This window comes from Bradyrhizobium frederickii (genome assembly GCF_004570865.1).
GTDB lineage: Bacteria > Pseudomonadota > Alphaproteobacteria > Rhizobiales > Xanthobacteraceae > Bradyrhizobium > Bradyrhizobium frederickii.
In genome coordinates this window covers 89,919-112,798 of record NZ_SPQS01000018.1, presented here as the reverse complement: position 1 = coordinate 112,798, position 22,880 = coordinate 89,919, and the positions used below count along the sequence as shown (strand labels likewise).

The following is a 22,880-nucleotide window of genomic DNA, read 5'->3' as shown; positions in this document are numbered from 1 at the left end:
ATTTGCGTTCAAGCTTCTCTGTGGAGTGTGAATTTCAGATAAAAATGAAAGCTGCAAATCGCGAGCGAAACGAGGTTCCTTGTGCAGGAACAGACTTGCTCGGTTACAGCAGAATAATTGATGCGATGCCGGCTCAGCGTGGCGTGAGGAAGGCGCTTTCAAGATTTTCGCGACTTGCACTGCTGAATGTATGCGCACGCGGCGCGAAAGCTTTCACGCAACGGGTGTTGGCAGGGGGCCGACGCGGCTTGTCTGTCCGCCGTTCCGAGTATCTTGGTCTCGTGCCTTTCGCGCAGCTCAATCTTTTTCCTGCACGGGAAGTTCGCAGATGCCGCTTCCATGGGCGGTTAAATTATATAATATGCTCGCAAGGGTTGTGCTTGCTCAGAGATGGTGCAGACGTTCTTGCTGGTGACACCGGTTCCGTGTCGGAACCCGGCGTGCATCGCACACGGCCGGTGCGAAAATCAGCCGCGGCGGGCCAGCATCAAAAAGTCCCCGCGCCATCCGACGAGCGCCGTTGCAATCGCCGCGATCACGATCTTGCCGGCAAGCCACGTCGCGGGCTCGGTCGGCATCGAGGCGAGCGATCCGATCAGGAGCGCGGCCACCAAGGCCTGCATGACCAGTGGCCAGCGCGGGAACGCCTCAAACCGCAGGGTCGGACCGAGTGCGACCAGGATCGTCGCGAGCGTGGCGACCGCTGCGCAGCCGACTGCCCCTCGCGGCGACACGCCGGCTGAGGTCGCGACCAGCGCGACGGCGACGACAAGAGCGAGCTGGCCGGCCGCGACGAGGACGAGCCTGGTCGCCAGCTTCTCGAGGTGGGGGACGACCGCGATGGTCGCCTGCAAATGGGTGTGCAGGAAATAGAAGGCGGCGACCATTGGCGCCGTCTCGAGAAAGCCGGCCAGGCTCGCCTGCGGCACCAGGATACGGGCTGCATCTGGAATGAATCCAATCAGTCCGCCGAGCAGCACCAGGGTCGTGCAGATCATGAATTCGAACATCCGCCGCGCCGACTGCACCGATTTTGCCCTGCCTCCGTGTTCGAAATCGTCGACCACTTCGGGATAGCTCACGGTGTGGATCGCCGCATTGAGGACCCAGAACGGACGCTGCAGGAGGTCGAGCGCAATCGAAAATCCGGCGCCGGCTCCCGTCGCGCCGAGCCGGCCGAGGACGATGACACGGAGCAGCACCGGCACCGACAGATGGATCACGGACGCGCCTGCCGCAAGCATGCCGTAGCGGGAGAAATCCTTCCAGTCGGCCAGCATCCTCTGCAAGGACACGCGTTCCATCGGCGTGCGATATGCGACCAGGCCGGCGAGGAGGCCCAGGGCGTGCCCCGACGCGATGCCGAGCAGCGCCGCTTCGGCCGTTCCCGAGATCACGCCTCCCGCGGCGGCACCGGCCAGAAGGGCGGTGGCACGCAGCGCAAGAAGGAAGGAGGCGATGCCGAGCCGGTCGGACAGGCGGACCGACAGGAAATAGAGGTCCGTCAGGCCCTGAAGGACGGAGATGCCAAGACCCAACGCGATGATCCCTCTCGGGAGAACGCTGGCCAGAGACGCGCAGCTCCCGACCACGACGAGCGCGGCCGCGCTCGACAGGCCGGCTGCAAGCAGCGACCACCTCAGCCGAGCCGCCTCGTTCTCCTTGGCTGCCGCCAGAAAGCGCAGTCCCGCCAGCTGCAGCCACTCGAACATCAGGACGCAGAGCAGTTGGCTCGAGGCCAGCGCGAGGGAAAAGTTGGTGTAGTCGGCGGCGGGCAACAGATGGCTGATCGCGAAGATCAGGATGATCGCCGCGGCGCTCTGATAGACGTAGCCCGCCATCGCGAAGAGGCGCGTCATCGCGGAATGAGGCGCTCCTTGCCGACGGCCCGTCCCTGTGGCGCTTCGCTCGTTGCAGCGCGCATGCGCGACATCCGCTGTTCGCGCAATTGCTCATACAGGTTCTTGTATGAAGACAGCACGTCGGCAAAGATCCACTTGCTGGTATCCGCGATCAGGCGCCGGCTGATCTCGTCGATCTTGTGCGGATCGGCAGCGATCGCGAGCATGCTGCTGGCCAGGGATTGCGGATCGGCTTCGGTCAGCCAGCCGGTCACGCCGTGCTCGATGACTTCGGGCATGCCGCCGAACGGCGTTCCGAGCAGTGGCCTGCCGGCCGCCTTGGCGTCTGCGACGACCAGCGGACCGGGGTCGTGCCAGATGGAGGGCGCGACCACAACGTCAACCTGCCTGTAGAAATCGTCCGGCGCCACGAAGCCCATGAACTCGATACGTGCATCCGGCGCGAGCGACCTGAGACGTCGCTGCTCCTCGTCGCTGACCCGGCCGGCGATCATCATGCGGATGCGATCCCGGGGCAGCAGCGCCAGAGCGTGCATGAGGTTGTCGATGCCTTTTTCCTCCGTGAGGCGGCCGATGAATCCGAACGTCACCTCTGTGGTGCAGACCGGGCGGGGATAGGGCGCCTGCGGCGGCTCGGTCGAGGCGTTGCGGATCACGGTGCGGATCGGCGTCTCCGCGAACATGCCCATGTCGGTATGAATGGACAGGACGCGCTCGCTGACGCCGACCACGGCACTGAGCCAGTGCGTGGCGCGTTTGCGATGAAAGGTCAGAATTGCGCAGCTCGTGCAGGTGTGCTCGCACGACCGTCCGTTGTCGAAGCGGGAGCAGCGCGGGCAGGTCAGATAATAGTCGTGAAGCGTATGAAGCACGGGAACGCCGAGCTGGGCGGCAACGCGCCAGATCGCGGTCGTGAGGCCCGACAAATTGTTGGAGTGCAGCACGTCCGGCTTGAAGGCCCGGATGCGTTCCGCGATCAGGGGTGCCTGCATCTGCCAGTCGTCGACCGCGTGCCAGATGCTGCGCAGCGCGACGTTCTTCTGCTCGGAGAAGGGCAGATAGATGTTCTGAACCGGCGCGGAGTAGACGTTGATGCCTTCGCAGGTTTCCGGGGCCTGCCCGGGCTTAGACGCGGCCCGGATCACTTCCACCTCGTCACCGCGTTGCATCAGACCTTCGGCGAAGCGGCGGGCGAAGATCTCGGCGCCGCCGACGATCTTGGGTGCCTGAGGCGTCGGATAAAGCGTGGACGTCAAAAGAACTTTCATCGCGTCAACCTCATGTCTGCAAATAGGCTCTACCGCGCCGGCCTGATCTCCAGGGCGGGAACGGCACTGTCATTGGCTGCAATCAGGATCGGTGTGCTCGAGACGGGAATCCAGGCCCCGGACGCAGGCTTTGCCGCCTGGTCGCACGGCGTCGCAAAGCTTGCCCCTTGCGGATCACCCTTGAGCCGGATTTCGTAGCGTCGGTCCGGAGCCTCGGACCAGACCGCAATTTTCCCGCCCGACGTCGTTGATGCATTGATCGACACGACGCCGCTGGCGAGCTCGCGGCGCTCGGCACTCAGGCTGGAGCGAATGAAAGCCCAGGCGCCCTGAGCCGCGCAGGCGACCGGCTTTGGCGAATTGTCGAAGCGATAGAGTCCGAAATTGTCCTCCAGCTCCGATGGGTTCTTGCCACTGTCCTTGAGCTCGTAGAGCCACATGCCCTTGAGCCAGCGGGCCGCGGTCGACGCCCACAGGATCAACTGCGCCGTATTGTCGGCCTGGGCCTGCTCACTGACGCCGCATTTGTTGGTGGCGGTGGTCCAGCCCGTCTCGGTGACATAGATCGGGAAGTCGGGGTTTCCGCTCGCCTGGCCGACGAGGCGGTGAAACGCCGTGAGTCGGTCGATGATCTCGGCCGAGGTGCGCTTGCTCGGGCCCATGCAGAAATTGTAGAGATGGATCGAAGCGCCGTCGGCATATTGAAGGATGCCGGTTCGCAGCATCTTCTCCGTCCATGTCCAGCCCGGATCATCGCCGAGCGCGCCGACCAGGAAAGGCGCATTCGGTGCAACCCGCTTGACCGCCGGCCGCGCGACTTGCGCGAGCGCCAGATAATTCTCCGGCGAGAACGCGGCATCTTTCTTCGCCGCCAGGTTCCATTCGTTCCAGAGTTCGAAGAGCGGATGCTGCGGCAAGACCGATTGCGCCGCCGCGGCGGCATAATCGGCGAACCGCTGCCGCGCCTCATCGGTCGTCGGCGGCGAGGAATTCGGAACCAGATGATGGCCGAACGCAAGGATCAGAAGGGGGCGCGCGACGCCGGACCTGACTTGCGATTCCAGCCTGCCGAGCCTGGGCGTGAACCCCATCCGGCGTCCTCCCACCTCGAAATCGGACCAGGGAAAATCATCGCGGAAGGCGTTGAGGCCAAGCTGCTTGATCTGGCCGACGTTCTCCGAAGGCACGTATCCGCGCGTGCTCACCGGGCCACCCAGGCCCTGATGCGTGCCGACCCCCAGCAGGAATCGGGCATCGAGCGGTTGCGCCTGCTGGGCGCAGACCGAGACCGGCAGAAGGACCGATGCGATGAGGCTGGCGAGGCGGAGACTGTCGCGAACCAAGGTGCGTGGGACTAGTGGAGCCATCAGAAATTCTTGGAGAGATCCGATTGCAGCGCCGCCTTCGCTTCGACCGGTGTCTGGTCGTTCTGCAGCAGGTCGAGATAGACCTGCTGCAACTGCCCATGTGTCTTCTGAACGTCATACAGCTGCTTGAACCGGTCGTAGCCGCGCTGCCCTAGCACCTTGAGATCGAAATCGAGCGCCCGCCGAAAGCCGTCCACGAGCGGTTGAACGGCGACAGGCTCGCAAAGCACGCCGGTGACGCCGTCGACCACGATCTCGGGCAGCGCTCCGCTGCGGAACGCCAGGATGGGTTTTGCTGCGCGCATCGCTTCCAGGGCAACGAGGCCGAAGGCTTCCCATCGTGACGGGATCACGACGAGATCGGCGGCCTCGAGCTGGGTCTCGATGGTCGGGCGGTCGAGCCAGCCGAGCAGGGACACGTTGGGCGGGACGCTCGGGCCTTCGTACTTGTTGACGACGGAGGCGCCGATCATGCGGATATCAACCACGTCTTCGAGCGCGCGTGCCGCCTCGATCAGGAGATCAAAGCCCTTCTGACGGTCGAGGCGTCCGATGAACAGAACCTTGACCTTCTTGGAAGTCCAGTCTGCCGCGACGGGCTGCGGCGAGCGCGTCTTCGAGATGCCGTTATGGACGAGGGTGAGGCGGTCGGCGGGAATTCCGGCGCGGACGGCTTCGTTGAACTCGTCGCCAGAGATGCAGATGATCCGGTCCGACGTTCGCGCGAGAAGGTTCTCTGCCGCCTTCGTCACCACATGGCTGAGGCGGCCGGTCTCGCGCGAAAACGCCCAGCCGTGCGGGCAATAGACGACGCGTGGTCCGTCCGAGCGGGCTGCAAGCGCGGGGCGGAGCACGAGGCCCGCGAACGAGGAATGCAGGTGCACGACATCAGGGCGGAAGGCATCCAGGGCCTGCATGCTCGCACGAAACATCTGGAATAGTCCGGCGATGCTACGGCCGGATCGCTCGAACGTCGTAATCTGGTTGTCGTCGATCCCAGGGAGATCGTGACGATGATCCGAAGGCACGACGTAATGCACGTTGTCCGCGCCGAAGCTTGCCTGTTGCTGCGGATGCAACTCGTTCAGATAGCTCGCAATCCCGCCCCGAATCGTCTCGGCGACGTGCAGCACTTTCATCGGTTGCCTTGCATAGGGCTGCGTCGGAGAGCCGGACATCGTGTATCCCTGTTCTGTGTTCGCTAGTGCGAAACACAGTTCCTCGAATACGTAGCGATATTGGGGCAGCGATGTGGTGATGTTGCGCCAAGCCCATTGCGCGCGCGATTGTCACGGGAATGAAACTTTTCGTGGAACAACGCGAGGGCGTCCGCGTTGCAGCCAGTTGCAAACCGTTTGTGCGAAAACCGATGCGCGCGATAGGTGAAGTGCATTGAACTTCAAGCAGCACTGGCAACGCTAGCCGGTGGTGCCAGATGGTCGAGCAGAGACTTGGCCGACTTTTGCCACGAATAAAACGCGACACGTTCCTGCTGCCGTCGCCGTTCCTGGTCCGAGATTGCGCCGGCTGCCAATCTTTCGAGCATGAGTTGCTTCAACGCTTCGGCATCATTGGCGTCAAAATACGCAGCCGCATCGCCGCACGTCTCCACAACCGCATCAGCCGTCGAGGCGATGACCGGGCAACCGAAGATCATGGCCTCGAGTGGCGGCACGCCAAAACCCTCATAGAGCGAGGGAAACACGAATGCCGATGCATGCGCATAGAGCGCGGCAATCTCGCTGTCCGTCAGTCGTCCGGCCAGCAGCAGCCCGGAAACCCCGTCAGCCGAATTATCCTGAAAGACCTTGCTGTTATCTCCTCCGACGATGACCAGCGGAACGTCTTCCCGATCGAGCAGCTGAACAGCGCGGATCGCCACGGACAGATTCTTGTTTTTGGTCTTCGAGCCGACGAAGAGGAAGAACTTCTGCGGTTGAACGCCCAGTCTGGCGAGAATCCCGGGATCGGGCTTCGTCGCCGCGAAGTGTTCGGCGCTGTTGGGAAATACCGGAATGCGCGATGCCGATAAGTTCAGCACTTGGGCAAGCTCTCGGCGGGAAAAGGCCGACACTGTTGCGATGGCTGCGTTGCGGGCGAGCAGTCGACCCATTGTCCGATGGACGGTCAAATAGCGCCAGTTGAAGAAATCCGGCCTGCGAAAGACCTGAGCGTCGTGAATCACGACAATGTGGTCGCGATGGAGGACGGGGCCGGAATTGGCCAGACTGATCAGACGGCCCCCTGCCGCGGCGCGCGCCAGATCGATTTGGTCCCAGGCATGACCATGCAAGCGGCCGACGGTGCGGATCTTGATTCGGTGGAGATCGAGGCCCTCGCTTGCATCCGCCGGTGTGAGCAATTGCCAATCCGCGTTCCGCAGCGAGGCAGCAGTTTGCTCCGACGCCAGGAGCGCGTCGATCGCCTTGACCATTTCAGCGGCATAACGCTGAACGCCAGTGAGCTTTTGCGCCAGAAACCGGCCGTTGATGAAGAACTTCAATTGGCTACCATGGGGTTCATCGGCTTTCGGGTGGTGGACGGGCCCCACAGGAGCAATCGTTAGGTACGGAAATATGACGCTGCGCTCCGCCCGGTGCCAAAACGCTTCGATTGCACGAGGGGCGCCGCCTTGCTGCGTGTGTGGGCGCGGTGTAGATGTCGGCCATGAGTGACGATACCCACACTCTCCGCAGCGGCGGACTTACCACCACCATCAAGGCGCACGGCGCCGAGCTTTGCTCGTTGAAGGACGCCACCACCGAATTCGTCTGGCAGGCGGGACCGGAATGGCTGCGCCATGCGCCATTGCTGTTTCCGATCGTCGGGCGCCTCGCCAAGGACGAATTGCGGCATCGGGGCAGGACCTACCGGATGACCCAGCACGGCTTTGCGCGCGACAGCCGCTTTGCGTGGACGGAACGCGGCGAGAGCCGCTGCGCGCTGGTGCTCGAAGACAGCGAGACGACGCGTGCGCTCTATCCGTTCGCGTTCCGGTTGACCGCAACCTATACGCTCGACGGCGCCGGCCTTGATCTGACGCTCACGATCGCCAACACCGGCAAGGAGACATTGCCGGCTTCGATCGGCGGTCACCCCGCGTTCAACTGGCCGCTCCAGCCGGGACTTGCCAAGGAGAGCTATTCGCTGACCTTTGCGAGCGCGGAATCGTCTCCCGTCCGCCGCCTCGATGGCGGATTGCTGCGCGTGGCAACGGAGCCGAGCCCGGTCAAAGGTGCGGTGCTCCCTTTGTCCGAAGCCCTGTTCATCGACGACGCCGTCATTTTCGACCGGATCGAGAGCAACGCGGTCCGCTATGCCGCGCCCACCGGCCCCTGGCTCAAAATGTCCTGGCGCGGCTTTCGCGAGCTTGGGGTCTGGTCGAAACCATCTGGCGCGCCGTTCCTCTGCATCGAGCCCTGGCGCGGTTATGCCAGTCCGGCCGGATTCGACGGCGAGTTCAGCGACAAGCCCGGCCTGATGCACATCGCACCAGGTGCCGAAGAGCAATTGTCGTTCCGGATCGAGGTCGGATCGTCCTGATGCCGGAAGGCGGCCGCGCGCATCCCGTTGCGGATCGAGCGACGGGCCCTCAGACTTCGATCCGCGTGAGATCCTCGCCGAGCACGACAGGGCCCGAATAGTCCTGCCTGACATCTTCGAGCAGCGCGTTCAGCATGGCATCGTTGGTGCGCGGCCGGTGATGGGTCAGCGCGAGCTTCTTGACGCCGGCCTTGGCCGCCACCTTGCCGACGGTGTCGCCGCAGGCGATCGTGAATTTCGCAAGGCGGCGAAGGTGCTCGTTGTTGATCTCCGGCGTTGCGAGGAAACAGCACTGGACGAGCAGGTCGGCACCCTGTGCCAGCCGCTCGAGCCCGGGGCAGGGGACCGTGTCGCCGGAAACTGCAATGACCTTGCCCTCCGCTTCGAAGCGGTAGCCGAGACACATCCATCGCGCCAGGAAGGCCGGCTGCATGTCGAGACCATCGCCATGCGAGACCAGCTCGGCGCTGATCTTCCAGCGTCCGGTGTCGAGAACGGGACCCGGTATGATGTCCGTCGCGACGACGGGTTTCCAGCCGCCAAGGGTCGGCTCGCCCTGATCCCGCCAGGCGATGTCCTTGTCGTAGACCTGCGTGATCAGCGTGTTGACGAGCCGCTCGGTATCCGGCGGTCCATAAACGCGCAGCGCGTCCTTGCGTCCGTGCATCCATGAATTCAGCATCACATCGTAGAGGTCGCCGATGTGGTCGAAGTGATGGTGCGTGAGAAAGACCGTGTTGATAGCACCGAGGGGAACGCCGGCCTTGCTGAGCTGCAGCACGACGCCGCGGCCAGCGTCGAACAGGATATTCTCGTCACCGAGCCTGATCAGCGTGGTCGTCGCCATGCGGCGCGGGTCCGGTCGCGGGCCGCCGGTGCCGAGCAGTATGACCTCCATGGTGCCCACTCCAGCGTGAAGATTCTTCACAGTAGATACGAAGGCGGCCATGAAGCAAGCCGCACCGGGCCGGCAGGGACGGGCGCTGGTCGTTCAGCCTATGCCGGCCGCAGTGGCGGCGATGGCTGGCCGGAGGCTTGACCGGTCCGACCGCGCCATTGTCAGGCGATGCGCCAGGTCCTGCGCGCGCCGTTCGACCAGATGCCATGTCGCGCGGGCGACGAGATAGCTCAGCGTGGCGGTGACGGCATAGGCGATGAGCAGTGAGATCAGCCCGTCCGCGAGCGGCCAGAGCTGACGCAGGCCATCGATCACCGCGAAGTGCGACAGGTACATCGAATAGGAATTGCGGCCGAGCGCTTCGAGCGGCTGGAAGCGGACGGCAAGCTTGATGCAACCTGTCACCAGCGCGGCGAGCACGAGATTGATCATGAGATAGTTGAGTTCATGCGAGCCGGTGGCGCGGTCGGCGACGAAGGACAGCGCGATGAAGACGGCGAAGATCGCGGCGTCGGATCTGGTGAAGCCGTCGCGCAGCGAGAAGAACAGCGCGCATCCGATCAGGAACACCGGAAGCTGGTTCAAAAAGCTGAGATGCAGCGTGGTCCAGACGAACCCCTCGTGGCCGGGACCGTAATAGGCCGAGAACAGCGCGAAGGCCCACGGTTTGAACAGGCAGACATTGACGAGATGCAGCACGATCGCCAGCGCGAGATAGAGATGACGGCGCGACCCGAACGCGGTGATCAGAAGCGGGAAGACGAGATAGAAGGTCATCTCCGCCGCGATCGACCAGTCGCCGGGCACCACGCTGTTGACGCTGTCCGGCCAGAAGCCGTGCAGGAACGTCGCGGTCAGGATCACTTGAACCGGCCCGATGCCGCCAGGCGCATTGTCGCTCGGCCCGGTGCCGTTGATGGCGAGGTAGATCGGGATCGCGAGCCAGAACAGCGGCGCGATGCGAAGGAAGCGCCGGATATAGAACTTGCGGGTCGGATTCGTCTCGCCGCTGCGCTGCGTCCACATCAAGCACATCGTCATGGCGCTGACGAAGTAGAACACGTTGACGCCGGTCCAGCCGCACATGAAGGCGAAATCGACGGGGCGGATGTTCGACGGAAATGCCTGCGAGACGTGGATCGCCATCACGCCGGCGATGGCGAAGCCGCGCAGCAGGTCGAGCGTGTGCGACCGAGCGACTGGCAGGGTGCCCAGTTCGGTTCGGCCGGCAGCCAATCGGGTCTGCTCCTGCATCACGCCTGCTCCGTGGTTCTCATTGTGCAGGCCAGACAATAGAGGCGCAGGAGGGCTTTCCGAAGCCGAAGGCTTTCTTTACGTTAACCGGCGGGGGTCCTGCGGCGAAAGTGCGGGACCGCTCGCCACGGCAGCGGCTCTCCTGCGCTTTGATGCGCCGAATGAGAATTGTGGGCCAATTCATACTTAATGCGTCAAGACCATGACCAATATTGTTTGCGCGTCGCAAGGCGCCTAATACTCAGGCGGTTAATTTCGGGAGGCTCGAGCAAGTCGTGACTGTTCGTTCACATGACAGCGCATTGCGCGGCGGCTTGAATTTCCAAGGCCGGCCGCAGGCCATCCAGGTCGGGCCGCAGGCCATCCAAGGCGGGCCGCAAGCAGACCGGACACCCAAGACCGCGGTTGATTCCGCACCTCGGGAATTGCGTCCGGCCGGCCGCGAGCGGCTGATCGTCGTCGAGGACGATCCGGTGACGCGGACCATGCTGGTCGGCTATTTCAGCGACAACAATTTCGACGTCGTCGGCGCCGGCTCCTGCGCGGAATGCCGGCAGGCGCTGCGCGGTCGCACCGATCTCATCTTCCTCGACGTGCAGCTGCCCGACGGCGACGGCTTCGAGCTCGCCAAGGAGATCCAGGCGACCAGCAACGCCGGCATCATCTTCGTGACGCGCCGCGACACCGACGTCGATCGCATCCTCGGCCTCGAGATCGCCGGCGACCATTACGTCACCAAGCCGATCAATCTGCGCGATCTGCTCGCGCGCGCCCGCAGCGTGCTGCGGCGGCGCTCGCTCGACCGCAAGGCGGCGCGCAACCACAATTCGATCGCCTTCGGCGACTGGATCATCGACCTGACCCGGCGCGAATTGCTCGGCAGCGACGGTAAGCCGGTGGCGCTGACGCGCGCCGAGTTCGATCTGCTCGCCGCGCTCGTCGGCGCCGACGGACGGCCGCTCAGTCGCGACTATCTGATCGAAGTCGTCAGCAACCGCCAGGCCGAGGTCGACATCCGCACGGTCGACGCGCTGGTGGCGCGGCTGCGCCGCAAGCTCATCGGCAGCGGCACGCCCGTGATCGCGACCGTGACCGGCGTCGGCTACAGGCTCGCGCTCAGCGAGCGGCTGTAGGGCATCGCTTCAACGTGATGCGACGCGCTTCCATTTCGCCGCGATGCGAGCCTTGATCTGGCTGACCTTGGCCTCGTGGGCCGCCCAATAGGCGCGGCTGGCGGCCGCGGTGCCTTGTCGATAGCGGGCATAGACAGCTTTGGGTTGCACCGACACCTTCGGGCGGCTCGCCGGCTTTGCCGGAGCCACAGCCGCAGCCGCAGCCGCGATCGGGGGCGCCGGATCCGGAACAGCCGTCGCTTCGGCTCCGGCCAAGGTCGAATTCATGGCGGCAAGGCGGTTGCGAGCCCGGTTGCAATAGACCTGCGACCGCGGCGTCATCGCTTCCTCGCCATGGCCGGCCCGGTATTTCATGAGAGCGCGGCAGATGTCCCCGCCGGCCAGACGCCAGGCCTGGCTGAGATAAAGCACCCCATAATGGATGTTGATGTCGGGTTCGGCGAGTTCCGCCTCGCTGCCCCGAAATCCCAGCATCGCCGCCGTCTCGGGCCGGACCTGCATCAGGCCGATCTCGCCGACGCTGCCGATGACGGCCGAATTGTAGCCGCTTTCGACGAAGACGACCGCTTCGGCGATATCGGCCGGCAAATTGGTGCTTGCGGTCTCTCTCTCGATGATCTTCCGGATCAGGGCCCGGGATGACGGCGTTTCGCCTGCGCCGAGCTCCGTGTTGCCGTCTGCGGCGTGCGCGCAGAGCGGGGCCGACACCAGCAGGGCGACCGCCACGGTTCGCCACGTCGCGCAAAGATGTAAGCCTGCCCGATGCCACAACATCGCTCCGTCATAGAGCGCCGGAGTTAACAAACCGGCTCCCGCGCGGCGACTAGCGCGCGCGGGCGCTCTGATCCGTGGGGGTCGTCTGCGACGGGTCGGCCAAGTGGTCGTCGATCGCATAGAGCGTGCAGGTAGGCGACCATTTCAGGCAGGCGGCGAGCGAGTCGCGCTGGGCCTCGTCGGCCGTGCTGCGTCCCGCGCGCCAGCCGTAGCCGCCGTTCGGCGACACCGCGAAAGCCTTGTGCGGCTGCATGTTGGCGAGATAGCGCGCGAACTCGGCCCGCGCGGTCTCGTTGAGCTGGCGCGGCGGCGGCAAGGAATCGGGCGGGCTCAGGACGTCGCGGCCAACGAGGGCGCGCTCGCGCAGGAAGGCGTCGACATAGGGCGTCCATTGCGGACGGCCCGCCACCGAATAGAGATAGTGACCGTCGTCGCCGTAAGCCGGCGCCGCGACGAATGTCGCGTTGCCGCCACCGGCGCGAAACCCGTCATGGAGGCGGCGCGCGAGCTCGGGGCCGAAGTAGGAATCGTTCGCCGCATAGACCCAGAGCGTCGGCACGCGCGAGGTCTTGCCGAAGGCGGTGAAAGCCTGCACCAGCCCGTTCGGATTGCAGACGTCGTCGTCGTCGCGCGAGCCGCGGCCGCCGGCGAAGTTGATCGCGGCGACGAGACCGGGCGGGGCCTGCGCGGTGAGCGCGATGGTTGCGAGCCCGCCGGCGGAATGGCCGGCCGCGATCATGCCCGACGTCGTCACATCAGCCCGGCGCGCCATCGCATCGATCGCGGCGCGCAGATCGGCAACCGCGACCGTGGCTGCGGGCAAGTAAGCGGCCTTCGCGCAACCGCCGACGCTGTCGACGCGTCCGCCGGGCGAGGTGCCGTAGCCGCGCCGCATCACGATCAGCGCCGCAAAGCCGCGCCGGGCATATTCCAGCGCGATGCCGTAATATTTGTGCGCGGACATCGTCGCGCGGTCGTCGAAGCTGCGCGGCGAGCCGTGGCTCAGCAGCGCCAGCGGATAGCGCTTCGCTCCCGCCGGACGGACCAGAAAGGCCTCGAGCCCCTGCGGCCCCGCCTCGGCCATGGGGATGCGCAGGTCCTCGGTGTAGAACTCCGCGGCGCGCGCCGGCGCCACCGCCGCGACGAGGCCGGCGATCAGCAGAAGCAGCTTGCGCAGGAGAGCCATGGAACGATTCGACGGGCTTCGTTGCCGTGGAGCATAGCACGATCCCGTAGCGCGGATCAGCGACGCGACATCCGGGGCAGACGGTCCCGCATATCGCTCCGCTCATGCCGGCTCCGGTAAGCCGCTGGGAACGCCTGCCCCGTCGCGCGTGTTGTGCCCTCGGCGCGAGCCCGGTTATGGTGCTCCGCTATCTCTGTTGCGACAGAACGAGGATCTTCCAGTGGCTGATGTTCATCCCGCGGCGGGCAAGCAGGCTTCGCCGGACGCACTCACTAATATTCCGCGGCTGGTGACGGCCTACTTCGCCGGCAAGCCCGATGCCTCCGATCCCGCGCAGCGCGTGGCGTTCGGCACCTCCGGCCATCGCGGCACCTCGTTCAAGAACACTTTCAACGAAGGCCACATCCTCGCGACCACGCAGGCGATCTGCGACTATCGAAAGGAAAAGGGGCTGACCGGCCCGCTCTTCATCGGCATTGACACCCACGCCCTGGCCGAGCCGGCGCTGGTCAGCGCCGTCGAGGTGTTCGCCGCCAACGGCGTCGACGTCATGATCGACAAGGACGGCGGCTACACGCCGACGCCGGTGATCTCGCACGCGATCCTGACCTACAACAAGGGCCGCACCGGCGGCCTTGCCGACGGCGTCGTCATTACGCCCTCGCACAACCCGCCGGACGATGGCGGCTACAAATACAATCCGCCGCATGGCGGCCCGGCCGATACCGATGTCACGGGCGTGGTCGAGAAGCGCGCCAATGCCTATCTCGCCGACGCTCTCAAGGGCGTCAAGCGCATGGACTATGCCAAGGCGCTGAAATCATCGAACGTCCGCGCCACCGACTTCATCACACCCTATGTCGCCGATCTCGGCAACGTCGTCGATCTCGAGCTCGTCAAATCCGCCGGCATCAAGATCGGCATCGACCCACTCGGCGGCGCCGCCGTGCACTATTGGCATCCGATCATCGAGCGCTACGGCCTGAAGGCCATCGTGGTGAACGAGGCGATCGATCCAACCTTCCGCTTCATGACGGTGGATTGGGACGGCAAGATCCGCATGGACTGCTCCTCTCCTTACGCGATGGCGAGCCTGATCGGGATGCGCGACCGCTTCGACGTCGCCTTTGCCAACGACACCGATGCCGACCGCCACGGCATCGTGACCCGATCCGGCGGCCTGATGAATCCGAACCATTATCTGGCCACCGCGATCTCCTACCTGTTCGCGCACCGTCCGAACTGGAGCAGGGACGCCGCGATCGGCAAGACCGTGGTGTCGAGCTCGATCATCGACCGCGTCGCCAGGAAGCTCGGCCGCAAGCTGGTCGAGACGCCGGTCGGCTTCAAATGGTTCGTCGACGGCCTGCTCACCGGCGGCTTCGGCTTCGGCGGCGAGGAGAGTGCGGGCGCCTCGTTCCTGCGCCGCGACGGCACGGTGTGGAGCACCGACAAGGACGGCGTCATCCTCGGCCTGCTCGCTGCCGAGATCATGGCCAAGACCGGCCGCGATCCCAGCCAGCTGTTCGGCGACCTCACCGCCGAGTTCGGCGTGCCGCATTACGCCCGCATCGACGTCGCCGCGACGGGGCCGCAGAAGACCATCCTGAAGTCCGTCACGCCCGAGCAGCTCGGTCTCAAGGACCTCGCCGGCGATCCCGTCCGCGCCACCTTGAGCAAGGCGCCCGGCAACGGCCAGCCCTTCGGTGGCATCAAGGTCGAGACCGATTTCGGCTGGTTTGCGGCTCGACCGTCAGGCACCGAGGACGTCTACAAGATCTATGCCGAGAGTTTCCGCAGTCCCGAGCATTTGAAGCGGATTCAGGAGGAGGCACAGGCGGGGCTGGCGAAGGTGTTCGTGGGTTAAGGCCCAGCCGAAACGCCGTGCCGCGTTCCGACCAAGGTACGGCCTCACCTACCAAAAGGTGTCATCGCCCGCACAATACGCCGCGATGGAAATTGTCTGAACCAATGACCGCCGCGGCGTACTGGATTCCTGCTTTCGCGGGGAACGACATCGCTATCTGTATACATCATGTTAAATTTTGGTATTATGGTAGGGTCATTTTACCCTTGAACGATTCTCATCCTCCGTTAATGTATACATAACGCATACATAAGCCGTGGGAGTGAGACCAATGACAAAGCCCTTCCCGATGAACGCCTGGTACGCCGCTGCCTGGGATGCGGAGGTGAAGCCGGCGCTGTTGCCGCGGACGATCTGCGGCAAGCATGTCGTGATGTATCGCAAGGCCGACGGCTCGGTCGCCGCGCTGGAGGACGCCTGCTGGCATCGCCTGGTGCCGCTGTCCAAGGGCCGGCTCGAAGGCGACACCGTCGTCTGCGGCTATCACGGCCTGAAGTACAATGCGCAGGGGCGCTGCACCTTCATGCCTTCGCAGGAGACCATCAACCCGTCGGCCTGCGTGCGCGCCTATCCCGTGGTCGAGCGTCACCGCTACATCTGGCTCTGGATGGGCGATCCCGCGCTGGCCGATCCCGCGCTGGTGCCCGACATGCACTGGAATCACGATCCGGCCTGGGCCGGCGACGGCAAAACCATCCACGTCAAATGCGACTACCGCCTCGTGCTCGACAATCTGATGGATCTCACCCACGAGACCTTCGTGCACGGCTCATCGATCGGCAACGAGGCGGTCGCCGAGGCGCCGTTCGACGTCACCCATGGCGAGAAGACCGTCACGGTGACCCGCTGGATGCGGAACATCGAGCCACCGCCGTTCTGGGCCAAGCAACTCGGCAAGCCCGGCCTCGTCGACCGCTGGCAGATCATCCGTTTCGAGGCGCCGTGCACCATCGCGATCGACGTCGGCGTGGCGCCCGCCGGCACCGGCGCGCCGGAAGGCGACCGCTCGCAGGGCGTCAACGGCTTCGTGCTCAACACCATCACACCGGAGACCGAGAAGACCTGCCACTATTTCTGGGCCTTCGTGCGCAACTACCAGCTCGGTGAGCAGCGCATCACGTCCGAGATCCGCGAGGGCGTCTCCGGCATCTTCCGCGAGGACGAATTGATCCTCGAAGCGCAGCAGCGCGCCATGGACGAGAACCCGGACCGCATCTTCTACAACCTCAACATCGACGCCGGCGCGATGTGGTCGCGCAAGCTGATCGACAAGATGGTGGCGAAGGAAAGCCCGCCGCAGCGCCTTCAGGCCGCGGAGTAGGTCATGGCCGAGCGCGAGGTCGACCGCTCCGTTTCGCAGACCGTGAAGGCGCAGCTTGCGCTGCGCGACCAGATCCTGTCCGGCGCCTTGCGTCCGGGCGAGCGCATCTCCGAGCTGCAGGCGGTGGAGACCACCGGCGCCTCGCGCACCCCGGTGCGCATGGCGCTGGTGCGGCTGGAAGAGGAGGGCCTCCTGGAGGCGATTCCCTCCGGCGGCTTCATGGTGAAGGCGTTCTCCGAACGCGACATCTCCGATTCCATCGAGCTGCGCGGCACGCTCGAAGGTCTCGCCGCGCGCTTCTCGGCCGAGCGCGGCGTCTCCGCGCGCGAGCTCGAGCCGCTGAAGGAGTGCCTGGCCGCGATCGACGAATTGCTGCGCCAGGTGCCGATCTCGATCGAAGCGTTTTCGTCCTATGTCACGCTGAACGCGCGCTTCCACGCGCTGCTCACCGAATTGTCGCGCAGCCCGCCCTTGATCCGCCAGATCGACCGCGCCTCGGCGCTGCCGTTCGCATCCCCCAGCGGCTTCGTGATGGCGCAGTCGGCGCTGCCTGAGGCGCAGCAGATCCTGATCATCGGGCAGGAGCACCATCGCGTCGTGATCGACGCCATCGAGAATCGCGAAGGCGCGCGCGCCGAGGCCGTCATGCGCGAGCATGCGCGGCTCGCGGTGCGAAACCTGCGGCTCGCGCTGCGCAACCGGACCCATCTCGACCTCTTGCCGGCGCTCGCGCTGATCAAGACCGCAACCGATTGAGGGCAGTCACCATGCGCTTCATCGAAACCTGGATTCCTGCAACGCTCGTCTCGACCCGCGACCTTGCGCCCGGCATCCGCGAATTCCTGATCAGGCCGGATCAGCTCGACGTCACGGCCTATCCGGTCGGCAGCCACATCAATGTCAGCGTCACCATTGACGGCCAGCCGGAGACGCGGTCCTATTCGCTGGTCGGCGAGGCCTCGTCGCATGGATTCAGAATTGCGGTGCGCCGCGCCGAGGATTCCCGCGGCGGCTCCCGCTACATGTGGTCGTTGCAGCCGGGCGCGCGGCTCGACATCACGCAACCCGCCTCGCTGCTCGCCGTGGACTGGACGCGGCAGAACTATTGCCTGATCGCCGGCGGCATCGGCATCACCCCGATCCTCGGCGCGGCGCAGGCGCTGGCGCGCCGCGGGGTCGACGTCAGACTGCACTATGCGGTGCGCTCGCGCCGCGAGGCCGCCTATCTCGACGAGCTCGCCGCGATGCTTGGTGATCGCCTCGTCGTTCATGCGAGCGACGAAGGCAGGCGGCTCGATCTCGACGCGCTGTTCGCCTCATTGCCGCAAGCAACGCTGGCCCTGTTCTGCGGCCCGATGCGGCTGCTCGATGCCGCGCGCCATGCCTGGATCGGCGCCGGCCATCCGCTGCCCGACCTGCGCTACGAGACCTTCGGCTCCAGCGGCACGCTCCCGACCGAGGCGTTCCGTGTGCGCTTGAAGGGCTCGAATGTCGAGCTGGAAATCCCGCGCGAGCGTTCGATGCTGGACGTGCTCAACGCCAGCGGCCACGACGTGATGTACGACTGCAAGCGCGGCGAATGCGGCCTCTGCGCCATCGACGTGGTCGAGGTCGACGGCGAGATCGACCATCGCGACGTCTTCTTCAGCGACCATCAGAAAGAGAGCAACCAGAAGATCTGCGCCTGCGTCTCCCGCGCGCGAGGGACCATCACCGTGGACACGCTGCTACGGGCGGACGCGGTTTGAGCGAGAGCTTGTTGCAAGAAATGGACGGCGCCGCGGGCTCCTAGCCTCTCCCGCTTGCGGGAGAGGTCGCGCCGAAGGCGCGGGTGAGGGCTCTCTCCTCTGGGGGAGCCCCACTCTGGAGGCACCCTCTCCCCAACCCTCCCCCGCAAGCGGGGGAGGGAGCGCACCTCCCGCCTTGCTGCACACGGGCCACATAATTCACCTACGCCGCGAAGGTCGCCCGAAGCTTACCCCTCTCGAGCAGCGCCAGCACGCCGTCCGCCGACACCGGGCGGCTGATCAGGTAGCCCTGAATCTCGTCGCAGCCGATCTGCGTGAGATATTCCAGCTGGTCGGCGGTCTCGACGCCTTCGGCGACCACGCCGATGTCGAGGTCGCGCGCAAGGCCGATCACCGATTTCACGATTGCCGCGCAGTCGCGCTGCACCAGCATGTCGCGGATGAAGGACTGGTCGACCTTGATACGGCTGAACGGCAGCTTGCGCAGATAGGTGAGGGAGGAGAACCCCGTCCCGAAATCGTCCAGCGCCACGGTGACGCCGAGCTGCAGCAGCGCGTTCAGGACCGGCTCGGCCAAGCCGTATTTCGACAGCAGCATCGATTCCGTGATCTCGATCTCGAGCCGGTGCGGGGCGATCTTCGCCTCGCGGAGCGCCTGCACGATGATCTGGAGGATGCCGGCGTTGTGAAACTGTGCCGCGGAGAAGTTCACGGCGACCCTGATCTCGTCAGGCCATTTGGCGACCGTCGCGCAGGCGCGGCGGATGACCCACTCGCCGATCTCGTGGATCAGCCCGGTCTCCTCCGCGATCGGGATGAATTCGCTCGGCGGTATCAGTCCGCGCTCGGGATGTTGCCAGCGCAGCAGCGCCTCGAAGCCGGTGATCCGGCTTTGATCGAGGTCGAGGAACGGCTGGAACACGAGGAACAGCTCGTTTCGCGCGATCGCGCCCTCGAGGTCCGATTGCAGCGCCTTGCGATCGCGTGACACCTTGTCGTCGTTGGCCTCGAAGAAGCGGATCGTGCCGGGGCCCGCCTTCTTGGCGCGGTAGAGCGCTGTATCGGCATTCTTCATGATGTCGAGCGGCGCACTGCCGTCGCGTGGCGCCAGCACGATGCCGACGCTGGTGGCGCCCACGATCTGGCGGCCCTCGATGCGGAACGGCTCGTCGAAGGCCGCGACGAAGCGCTCGGCGATCTCGAGGGCGTCTTCCGGGCGCGCCAGATTGGCCATCACCAGCGCGAACTCGTCGCCGCCGATGCGTGCGACATGCTCGGCGGCGCGTGTGCAGCGTTGCAGGCGGCTTGCGACCTGGACCAGGAATTCGTCGCCGGCGGGATGGCCGAACTTGTCGTTGACCTCCTTGAAACGATCGAGATCGAGCAGGAGCACTGCAAATTCCTCGCCGGACAGCGCCAGTCGCTTGAGCGCAGCCTCGAGCGTCTCGTTAAAGGCGACGCGGTTGGGCAGGCGGGTCAGGGGATCCAGCCGCACCGTGCGCTCTGCCTCGATCTGCCGCGTGACGCGCCGCGCGAACGAGAACGAATTGACGAACACGCCGCGCAACAGCACGCTGCCGTAGACCACGACGAGGAAGGCGATCAGGACAAAGGCCAGATCGCCGTTCCTGCCGAGGCAGATGGCGATCCCGACGAAGATCGGGGCCGTGAAGGCGATGGCTGCTATCGGGATGGTGGCGAAGGCGAGCGCGCCGCCGGCCAGCATGCCCGAGCACAGGCAGGTGATGACGAGCTGGCCGCCGGCCGAGGCGTCGGCAAAGAAGGCGACGGGGACGATGCCCCAGGCGGCGCCGAGGACGAAGGCATTTCGCACCAGCCGGTGCATGGCGCGGCGCGAGACGAATTGCGGCTTGGTGATACGGCGCGCGGCGCGGGATTGCAGGCCGAACGCGATCGCCGCGCTGGCCACAGCGGCGGCCCAGACCAGGGCGGAGCTGCGGTCCGGCGACTGCCAAAGCGCGATGGCGAGCACGATGGCGTTGCAGGCATTGCCGAGCATGATGCCGACCGAATAGCCGAGCACCAGCGCCATCTGCTCGGCGCGGATATGACCGGCCACGGCTTCGTCCGTCACGGGACCGCCGAACGCCGACAGATCGCCGGCAAACAGCCGCGCGAAATAGGTGGTCAGTTGAGTCCGCATTCCAGAGCCTGCATGCGCCGTTGGTCCGGCTCAGTGCGGAGAATTCGCCGCAAACCTTTGACGAACTATGAATTATCCCTGGCTGCGGGGTCCGGCGCGACCACTTCTGCGTGTTCATGCGGGAGTATCGATAACAAAATCGATACAAATGCGAGATGGCTGAGCAATGCTGGCGTTCAACTCCGCTGGCACGTTCCGCGAAAGCGGGGCCTCCGTACGCCGTGGTCTGTGGAGGAATCAAAATCGTCCCTGGAAGGATCGCCTCACCCCGGTGCGCGTGCGGTTCGTCATAGAGTCGCCCCTCGATCGGCTTTTTGCCGCACCCCCGGCCGCATCGAGACGTTTTCCTCGTTTGCGTGATAGGTTTCGTGGACCGACCAGGCCACGCGTGCGCCGCGTCGGCAACGGATACGTTTGCGCTCCTAAGGGCCTGTCCATGAGCAGCCTTCAGCCGATGTTTCGGCAACGGTCGAATACACGATGGACAAATGGCGGATGGATCGCCTTCCCTGGGCGATGTGGGCTTGCGTCGCCGGCCTTGCGATCGCGCTTCACGCCGACAGCCGCGGCCAGAGCGGAGCGGCCTTGGCCGCTGTCTATCTGGCTCTCCTGGGTCTGGCGTTCGCAGGCTATGCACTGACGACCCTGATTGGACGGTCAGGGCTGCCATTGCTTCTGGAATTGTTGATCGGCGTCCTTGTCCTGATCATCGTCTCCGGCGTGATCGGTGTGATCAGCGTGTTGGTCGGCGGGCCAAGCGGCCGCTCCAGCTACGTCGGCGCCGCGGGCAGTCTCTATTGGAGCCACCTGGTGAATCCATCGCTGAATGTCTTCGGCTGGATGTTGCTCTATCTGGGTTTGGGATGGATCGCGTTTTCGACTTACCGGCACTTCTACGCGGATCGGGCGGTGGTCTCCATGTCTGCCGCGGGCATCCGGTTTCACAGGCCCTGGCTCAAGGGTCTCTTCATTCCCTGGCATGAGGTGCGCGGGGTGGGCCATCTTGGCGTTCCCGGCATCTCGGGGGTGCCGTTCGTCAGTCCATATGCTGCGGCCGTCACGGTCGGTCAGGACTTCTATGAGCAGCATATCGCTCCGAAGCGCAGCTTCTTCGCGCCACCAGGGTCTGAAGCCATGTTCCAGCCGAAAGGCGAGATGATGCAGGTGGTGCTTAACAGCGCCGACATGATGGCCAAGCCGGAAGATTTTCTCGGGCCTGCCGAGGCGCGATGGAAAGCATTCCGGGATCAACCCGAGTCGTCATCCCGGAACGGCAGCACCATCGTCTATGGACGGTGGTCGATCAACGGCTCTGCGCGGCAGGCCGTCTGGTTTCTTGCGCCTCTGATCGGCATGGCCGTGGTTATGCTGTACCGATGACGGCCATCCGCGGAAGCACTCAGCGTCCGAGCTGCTTGGGATCGTAGAAGAAGCGCTCCTCGATGATCTCATTGCCTCGCCAGGTCTGCCAGGCGATCTCCTCCAGCGTCCGCGTCACGCCCTCAGTGTTGGTGAAGGAGAATTTCCAACGGCTGGCGACAATGTCGCCATCGATCAGGCTTGGGCCGATGCGCACGGCAGTGACTGTCTTGAACGCCGCCAGCACGCCACGCTCCTTGTCCGCGAGCTTGTCGCGCCCGACCACCGGCGCGGCGAGATTCTCGTAGGTCGCGGCATCCGGCGTGTAGTAGTCGAGGATCGCTCCGACGAAGTCGCCATCCTCCAGCCTCTTTGCGAAAGCTTCGACGATCTCACGGCTCGGCATGATGCACCTCAAGGATAAACCGACTGTTAGTCGGTAAATACCGACCGACGGTCGAAAAGTCAACTGGCGGCCGGCAGATGATTGGATTAGACGAGAGCCATGGCGAAACAGGCGGAGCGGCGGGCGGCGACATCGGAAGCGATCCTGACGGCGGCGCGCCGCCTGTTCGGGACGCAAGGCTTTGCCGCCACCACCATGGACGAGATCGCGGAGGCGGCCCGCATCGCCAAGGGCGCGGTCTATCATCACTTCAAGACCAAGGAGGCGGTGTTCGAGGCCGTGTTCGACCAGGTCTCGCGCGACCTCGTCGTGGAGATCGATGGGGCCGCGCGCGCGGAGAAGGACGTGCTCGCCGCGATGGTCGCCGGCACCCAGCATTACTTTGCCGCGACCGCGAAGGGTCCGACCGGCCAGATCATCCTGCGCGACGGCCCGGCCGTACTCGGCTGGGAACGCTGGCGCGAGATCGACGCGAGGCATTTTGGCGGCAAGCTGCCGCGCGCACTGTCGGCGGCGATGGACGCGGGCCTGATCGCGCGGCAGCCGGTCGAGCCCTTGGCGCGGCTGCTGCTTGGCGCGGTGACCGAGGCCGCCGTCGCCTGCGCCGGGCGCGCCGATATCGCAAGGGCCGGCGCGGAATATGCCCGTGCGTTCAAGTCGCTGATCGAGGCGCTGCGTGCCAGGGCATGATCGTGCTAGTGACGAACCGGAACGCCCGCTCCAACAAGAA

The 22,880-nt window shown here is 64.9% G+C and carries 19 protein-coding genes; 8 read left to right on the top strand and 11 right to left on the bottom strand.

Annotated features, from left to right (window positions below; genetic code table 11):
• Nucleotides 1-467: 467 nt before the first annotated feature.
• From E4K64_RS27710 to E4K64_RS27690, 5 genes are all read right to left on the bottom strand, one after another.
• On the bottom strand, nucleotides 468-1,859 hold the full coding sequence (locus E4K64_RS27710) for a hypothetical protein (protein WP_135166318.1): 1,392 nt from the start codon (nucleotides 1,857-1,859) through the stop codon (nucleotides 468-470).
• The gene (locus tag E4K64_RS27705; protein ID WP_135166317.1) at nucleotides 1,856-3,130 is read right to left on the bottom strand and encodes a glycosyltransferase family 4 protein; all 1,275 of its coding nucleotides are present in this window, start codon (nucleotides 3,128-3,130) and stop codon (nucleotides 1,856-1,858) included. The genes E4K64_RS27710 and E4K64_RS27705 overlap by 4 nt, the downstream gene beginning before the upstream one ends.
• Nucleotides 3,131-3,159: 29 nt before the next feature.
• Nucleotides 3,160-4,497: a hypothetical protein gene (locus E4K64_RS27700; protein ID WP_135166316.1), complete on the bottom strand. Its 1,338-nt coding sequence runs from the start codon at nucleotides 4,495-4,497 to the stop codon at nucleotides 3,160-3,162.
• Nucleotides 4,497-5,675, bottom strand: coding sequence for a glycosyltransferase (locus E4K64_RS27695; RefSeq protein WP_235884795.1), 1,179 nt, complete (start codon nucleotides 5,673-5,675; stop codon nucleotides 4,497-4,499). Before E4K64_RS27695 ends, E4K64_RS27700 begins: the two co-directional genes overlap by 1 nt.
• A 221-nt stretch (nucleotides 5,676-5,896) precedes the next feature.
• Nucleotides 5,897-7,000: a glycosyltransferase family 4 protein gene (locus E4K64_RS27690; RefSeq protein ID WP_135166315.1), complete on the bottom strand. Its 1,104-nt coding sequence runs from the start codon at nucleotides 6,998-7,000 to the stop codon at nucleotides 5,897-5,899.
• Nucleotides 7,001-7,164: 164 nt separating this feature from the next.
• Between E4K64_RS27690 and E4K64_RS27685 the strand changes: the two genes are divergently transcribed.
• Nucleotides 7,165-8,040, top strand: coding sequence for an aldose 1-epimerase family protein (locus E4K64_RS27685; protein WP_135166314.1), 876 nt, complete (start codon nucleotides 7,165-7,167; stop codon nucleotides 8,038-8,040).
• Nucleotides 8,041-8,089: 49 nt separating this feature from the next.
• Here the strand turns inward: E4K64_RS27685 and E4K64_RS27680 are convergent, their stop codons facing one another.
• Nucleotides 8,090-8,938 carry an MBL fold metallo-hydrolase gene (locus tag E4K64_RS27680; protein ID WP_135166313.1) on the bottom strand — a complete coding sequence of 283 codons (849 nt, stop codon included), beginning with the start codon at nucleotides 8,936-8,938 and terminating at the stop codon, nucleotides 8,090-8,092.
• A gap of 93 nt (nucleotides 8,939-9,031) precedes the next feature.
• Nucleotides 9,032-10,192 (bottom strand): acyltransferase family protein, encoded by a 1,161-nt coding sequence (locus E4K64_RS27675; RefSeq protein WP_135166312.1) that lies wholly within the window; start codon nucleotides 10,190-10,192, stop codon nucleotides 9,032-9,034.
• A gap of 425 nt (nucleotides 10,193-10,617) precedes the next feature.
• Here E4K64_RS27675 and E4K64_RS27670 point away from each other — a divergent pair, with 425 nt between their 5' ends.
• Complete coding sequence (locus tag E4K64_RS27670) at nucleotides 10,618-11,325, top strand: winged helix-turn-helix domain-containing protein (RefSeq protein WP_209311995.1); 708 nt, start codon at nucleotides 10,618-10,620, stop codon at nucleotides 11,323-11,325.
• Between the two features lie 9 nt (nucleotides 11,326-11,334).
• On the opposite strand, the gene E4K64_RS27665 is transcribed toward E4K64_RS27670, so the two are convergent.
• Nucleotides 11,335-12,099, bottom strand: a complete 765-nt coding sequence (locus E4K64_RS27665) for a transglycosylase SLT domain-containing protein (protein ID WP_135166310.1) — start codon at nucleotides 12,097-12,099, stop codon at nucleotides 11,335-11,337.
• Between the two features lie 49 nt (nucleotides 12,100-12,148).
• The gene (locus E4K64_RS27660) at nucleotides 12,149-13,285 is read right to left on the bottom strand and encodes an alpha/beta hydrolase family protein (RefSeq protein ID WP_135166309.1); all 1,137 of its coding nucleotides are present in this window, start codon (nucleotides 13,283-13,285) and stop codon (nucleotides 12,149-12,151) included.
• A 220-nt stretch (nucleotides 13,286-13,505) separates the two neighbouring features.
• Here E4K64_RS27660 and pgm point away from each other — a divergent pair, with 220 nt between their 5' ends.
• From pgm to E4K64_RS27640, 4 genes are all read left to right on the top strand, one after another.
• On the top strand, nucleotides 13,506-15,152 hold the full coding sequence (gene pgm, locus E4K64_RS27655; RefSeq protein ID WP_135166308.1) for a phosphoglucomutase (alpha-D-glucose-1,6-bisphosphate-dependent): 1,647 nt from the start codon (nucleotides 13,506-13,508) through the stop codon (nucleotides 15,150-15,152).
• Between the two features lie 271 nt (nucleotides 15,153-15,423).
• Entirely contained in the window at nucleotides 15,424-16,473 is a 1,050-nt protein-coding gene (locus E4K64_RS27650; protein ID WP_135166307.1) for an aromatic ring-hydroxylating dioxygenase subunit alpha, read from the top strand.
• Nucleotides 16,474-16,476: 3 nt separating this feature from the next.
• Nucleotides 16,477-17,229 carry a GntR family transcriptional regulator gene (locus E4K64_RS27645; protein WP_126260543.1) on the top strand — a complete coding sequence of 251 codons (753 nt, stop codon included), beginning with the start codon at nucleotides 16,477-16,479 and terminating at the stop codon, nucleotides 17,227-17,229.
• 11 nt (nucleotides 17,230-17,240) lie between these two features.
• Nucleotides 17,241-18,221 carry a PDR/VanB family oxidoreductase gene (locus E4K64_RS27640; RefSeq protein WP_135166306.1) on the top strand — a complete coding sequence of 327 codons (981 nt, stop codon included), beginning with the start codon at nucleotides 17,241-17,243 and terminating at the stop codon, nucleotides 18,219-18,221.
• Between the two features lie 202 nt (nucleotides 18,222-18,423).
• On the opposite strand, the gene E4K64_RS27635 is transcribed toward E4K64_RS27640, so the two are convergent.
• Nucleotides 18,424-20,385 (bottom strand): putative bifunctional diguanylate cyclase/phosphodiesterase, encoded by a 1,962-nt coding sequence (locus E4K64_RS27635; protein ID WP_135166305.1) that lies wholly within the window; start codon nucleotides 20,383-20,385, stop codon nucleotides 18,424-18,426.
• A gap of 480 nt (nucleotides 20,386-20,865) precedes the next feature.
• Here E4K64_RS27635 and E4K64_RS27630 point away from each other — a divergent pair, with 480 nt between their 5' ends.
• The gene (locus E4K64_RS27630; RefSeq protein ID WP_135166304.1) at nucleotides 20,866-21,765 is read left to right on the top strand and encodes a hypothetical protein; all 900 of its coding nucleotides are present in this window, start codon (nucleotides 20,866-20,868) and stop codon (nucleotides 21,763-21,765) included.
• A gap of 19 nt (nucleotides 21,766-21,784) precedes the next feature.
• On the opposite strand, the gene E4K64_RS27625 is transcribed toward E4K64_RS27630, so the two are convergent.
• Complete coding sequence (locus tag E4K64_RS27625; RefSeq protein WP_135166303.1) at nucleotides 21,785-22,150, bottom strand: nuclear transport factor 2 family protein; 366 nt, start codon at nucleotides 22,148-22,150, stop codon at nucleotides 21,785-21,787.
• A 99-nt stretch (nucleotides 22,151-22,249) separates the two neighbouring features.
• On the opposite strand from E4K64_RS27625, the gene E4K64_RS27620 reads away from it, so the two are divergent.
• The gene (locus tag E4K64_RS27620) at nucleotides 22,250-22,840 is read left to right on the top strand and encodes a TetR/AcrR family transcriptional regulator (RefSeq protein ID WP_135166302.1); all 591 of its coding nucleotides are present in this window, start codon (nucleotides 22,250-22,252) and stop codon (nucleotides 22,838-22,840) included.
• The last annotated feature ends 40 nt before the right edge of the window (nucleotides 22,841-22,880 follow it).

Excerpts from the sequence above, each read along its gene's own strand:
- E4K64_RS27680 (WP_135166313.1), bottom strand. The coding sequence starts at position 8,938 with ATGGAGGTCATACTGCTCGGCACCGGCGGCCCGCGACCGGACCCGCGC.
- E4K64_RS27620 (WP_135166302.1), top strand. The coding sequence starts at position 22,250 with ATGGCGAAACAGGCGGAGCGGCGGGCGGCGACATCGGAAGCGATCCTG.
- E4K64_RS27635 (WP_135166305.1), bottom strand. The coding sequence starts at position 20,385 with ATGCGGACTCAACTGACCACCTATTTCGCGCGGCTGTTTGCCGGCGAT.
- E4K64_RS27685 (WP_135166314.1), top strand. The coding sequence starts at position 7,165 with ATGAGTGACGATACCCACACTCTCCGCAGCGGCGGACTTACCACCACC.
- E4K64_RS27665 (WP_135166310.1), bottom strand. The coding sequence starts at position 12,099 with ATGTTGTGGCATCGGGCAGGCTTACATCTTTGCGCGACGTGGCGAACC.
- E4K64_RS27650 (WP_135166307.1), top strand. The coding sequence starts at position 15,424 with ATGACAAAGCCCTTCCCGATGAACGCCTGGTACGCCGCTGCCTGGGAT.
- E4K64_RS27645 (WP_126260543.1), top strand. The coding sequence starts at position 16,477 with ATGGCCGAGCGCGAGGTCGACCGCTCCGTTTCGCAGACCGTGAAGGCG.
- E4K64_RS27695 (WP_235884795.1), bottom strand. The coding sequence starts at position 5,675 with ATGTCCGGCTCTCCGACGCAGCCCTATGCAAGGCAACCGATGAAAGTG.
- E4K64_RS27675 (WP_135166312.1), bottom strand. The coding sequence starts at position 10,192 with ATGCAGGAGCAGACCCGATTGGCTGCCGGCCGAACCGAACTGGGCACC.
- E4K64_RS27700 (WP_135166316.1), bottom strand. The coding sequence starts at position 4,497 with ATGGCTCCACTAGTCCCACGCACCTTGGTTCGCGACAGTCTCCGCCTC.
- E4K64_RS27660 (WP_135166309.1), bottom strand. The coding sequence starts at position 13,285 with ATGGCTCTCCTGCGCAAGCTGCTTCTGCTGATCGCCGGCCTCGTCGCG.
- E4K64_RS27630 (WP_135166304.1), top strand. The coding sequence starts at position 20,866 with ATGGACAAATGGCGGATGGATCGCCTTCCCTGGGCGATGTGGGCTTGC.
- E4K64_RS27705 (WP_135166317.1), bottom strand. The coding sequence starts at position 3,130 with ATGAAAGTTCTTTTGACGTCCACGCTTTATCCGACGCCTCAGGCACCC.
- E4K64_RS27710 (WP_135166318.1), bottom strand. The coding sequence starts at position 1,859 with ATGACGCGCCTCTTCGCGATGGCGGGCTACGTCTATCAGAGCGCCGCG.
- E4K64_RS27625 (WP_135166303.1), bottom strand. The coding sequence starts at position 22,150 with ATGCCGAGCCGTGAGATCGTCGAAGCTTTCGCAAAGAGGCTGGAGGAT.
- E4K64_RS27640 (WP_135166306.1), top strand. The coding sequence starts at position 17,241 with ATGCGCTTCATCGAAACCTGGATTCCTGCAACGCTCGTCTCGACCCGC.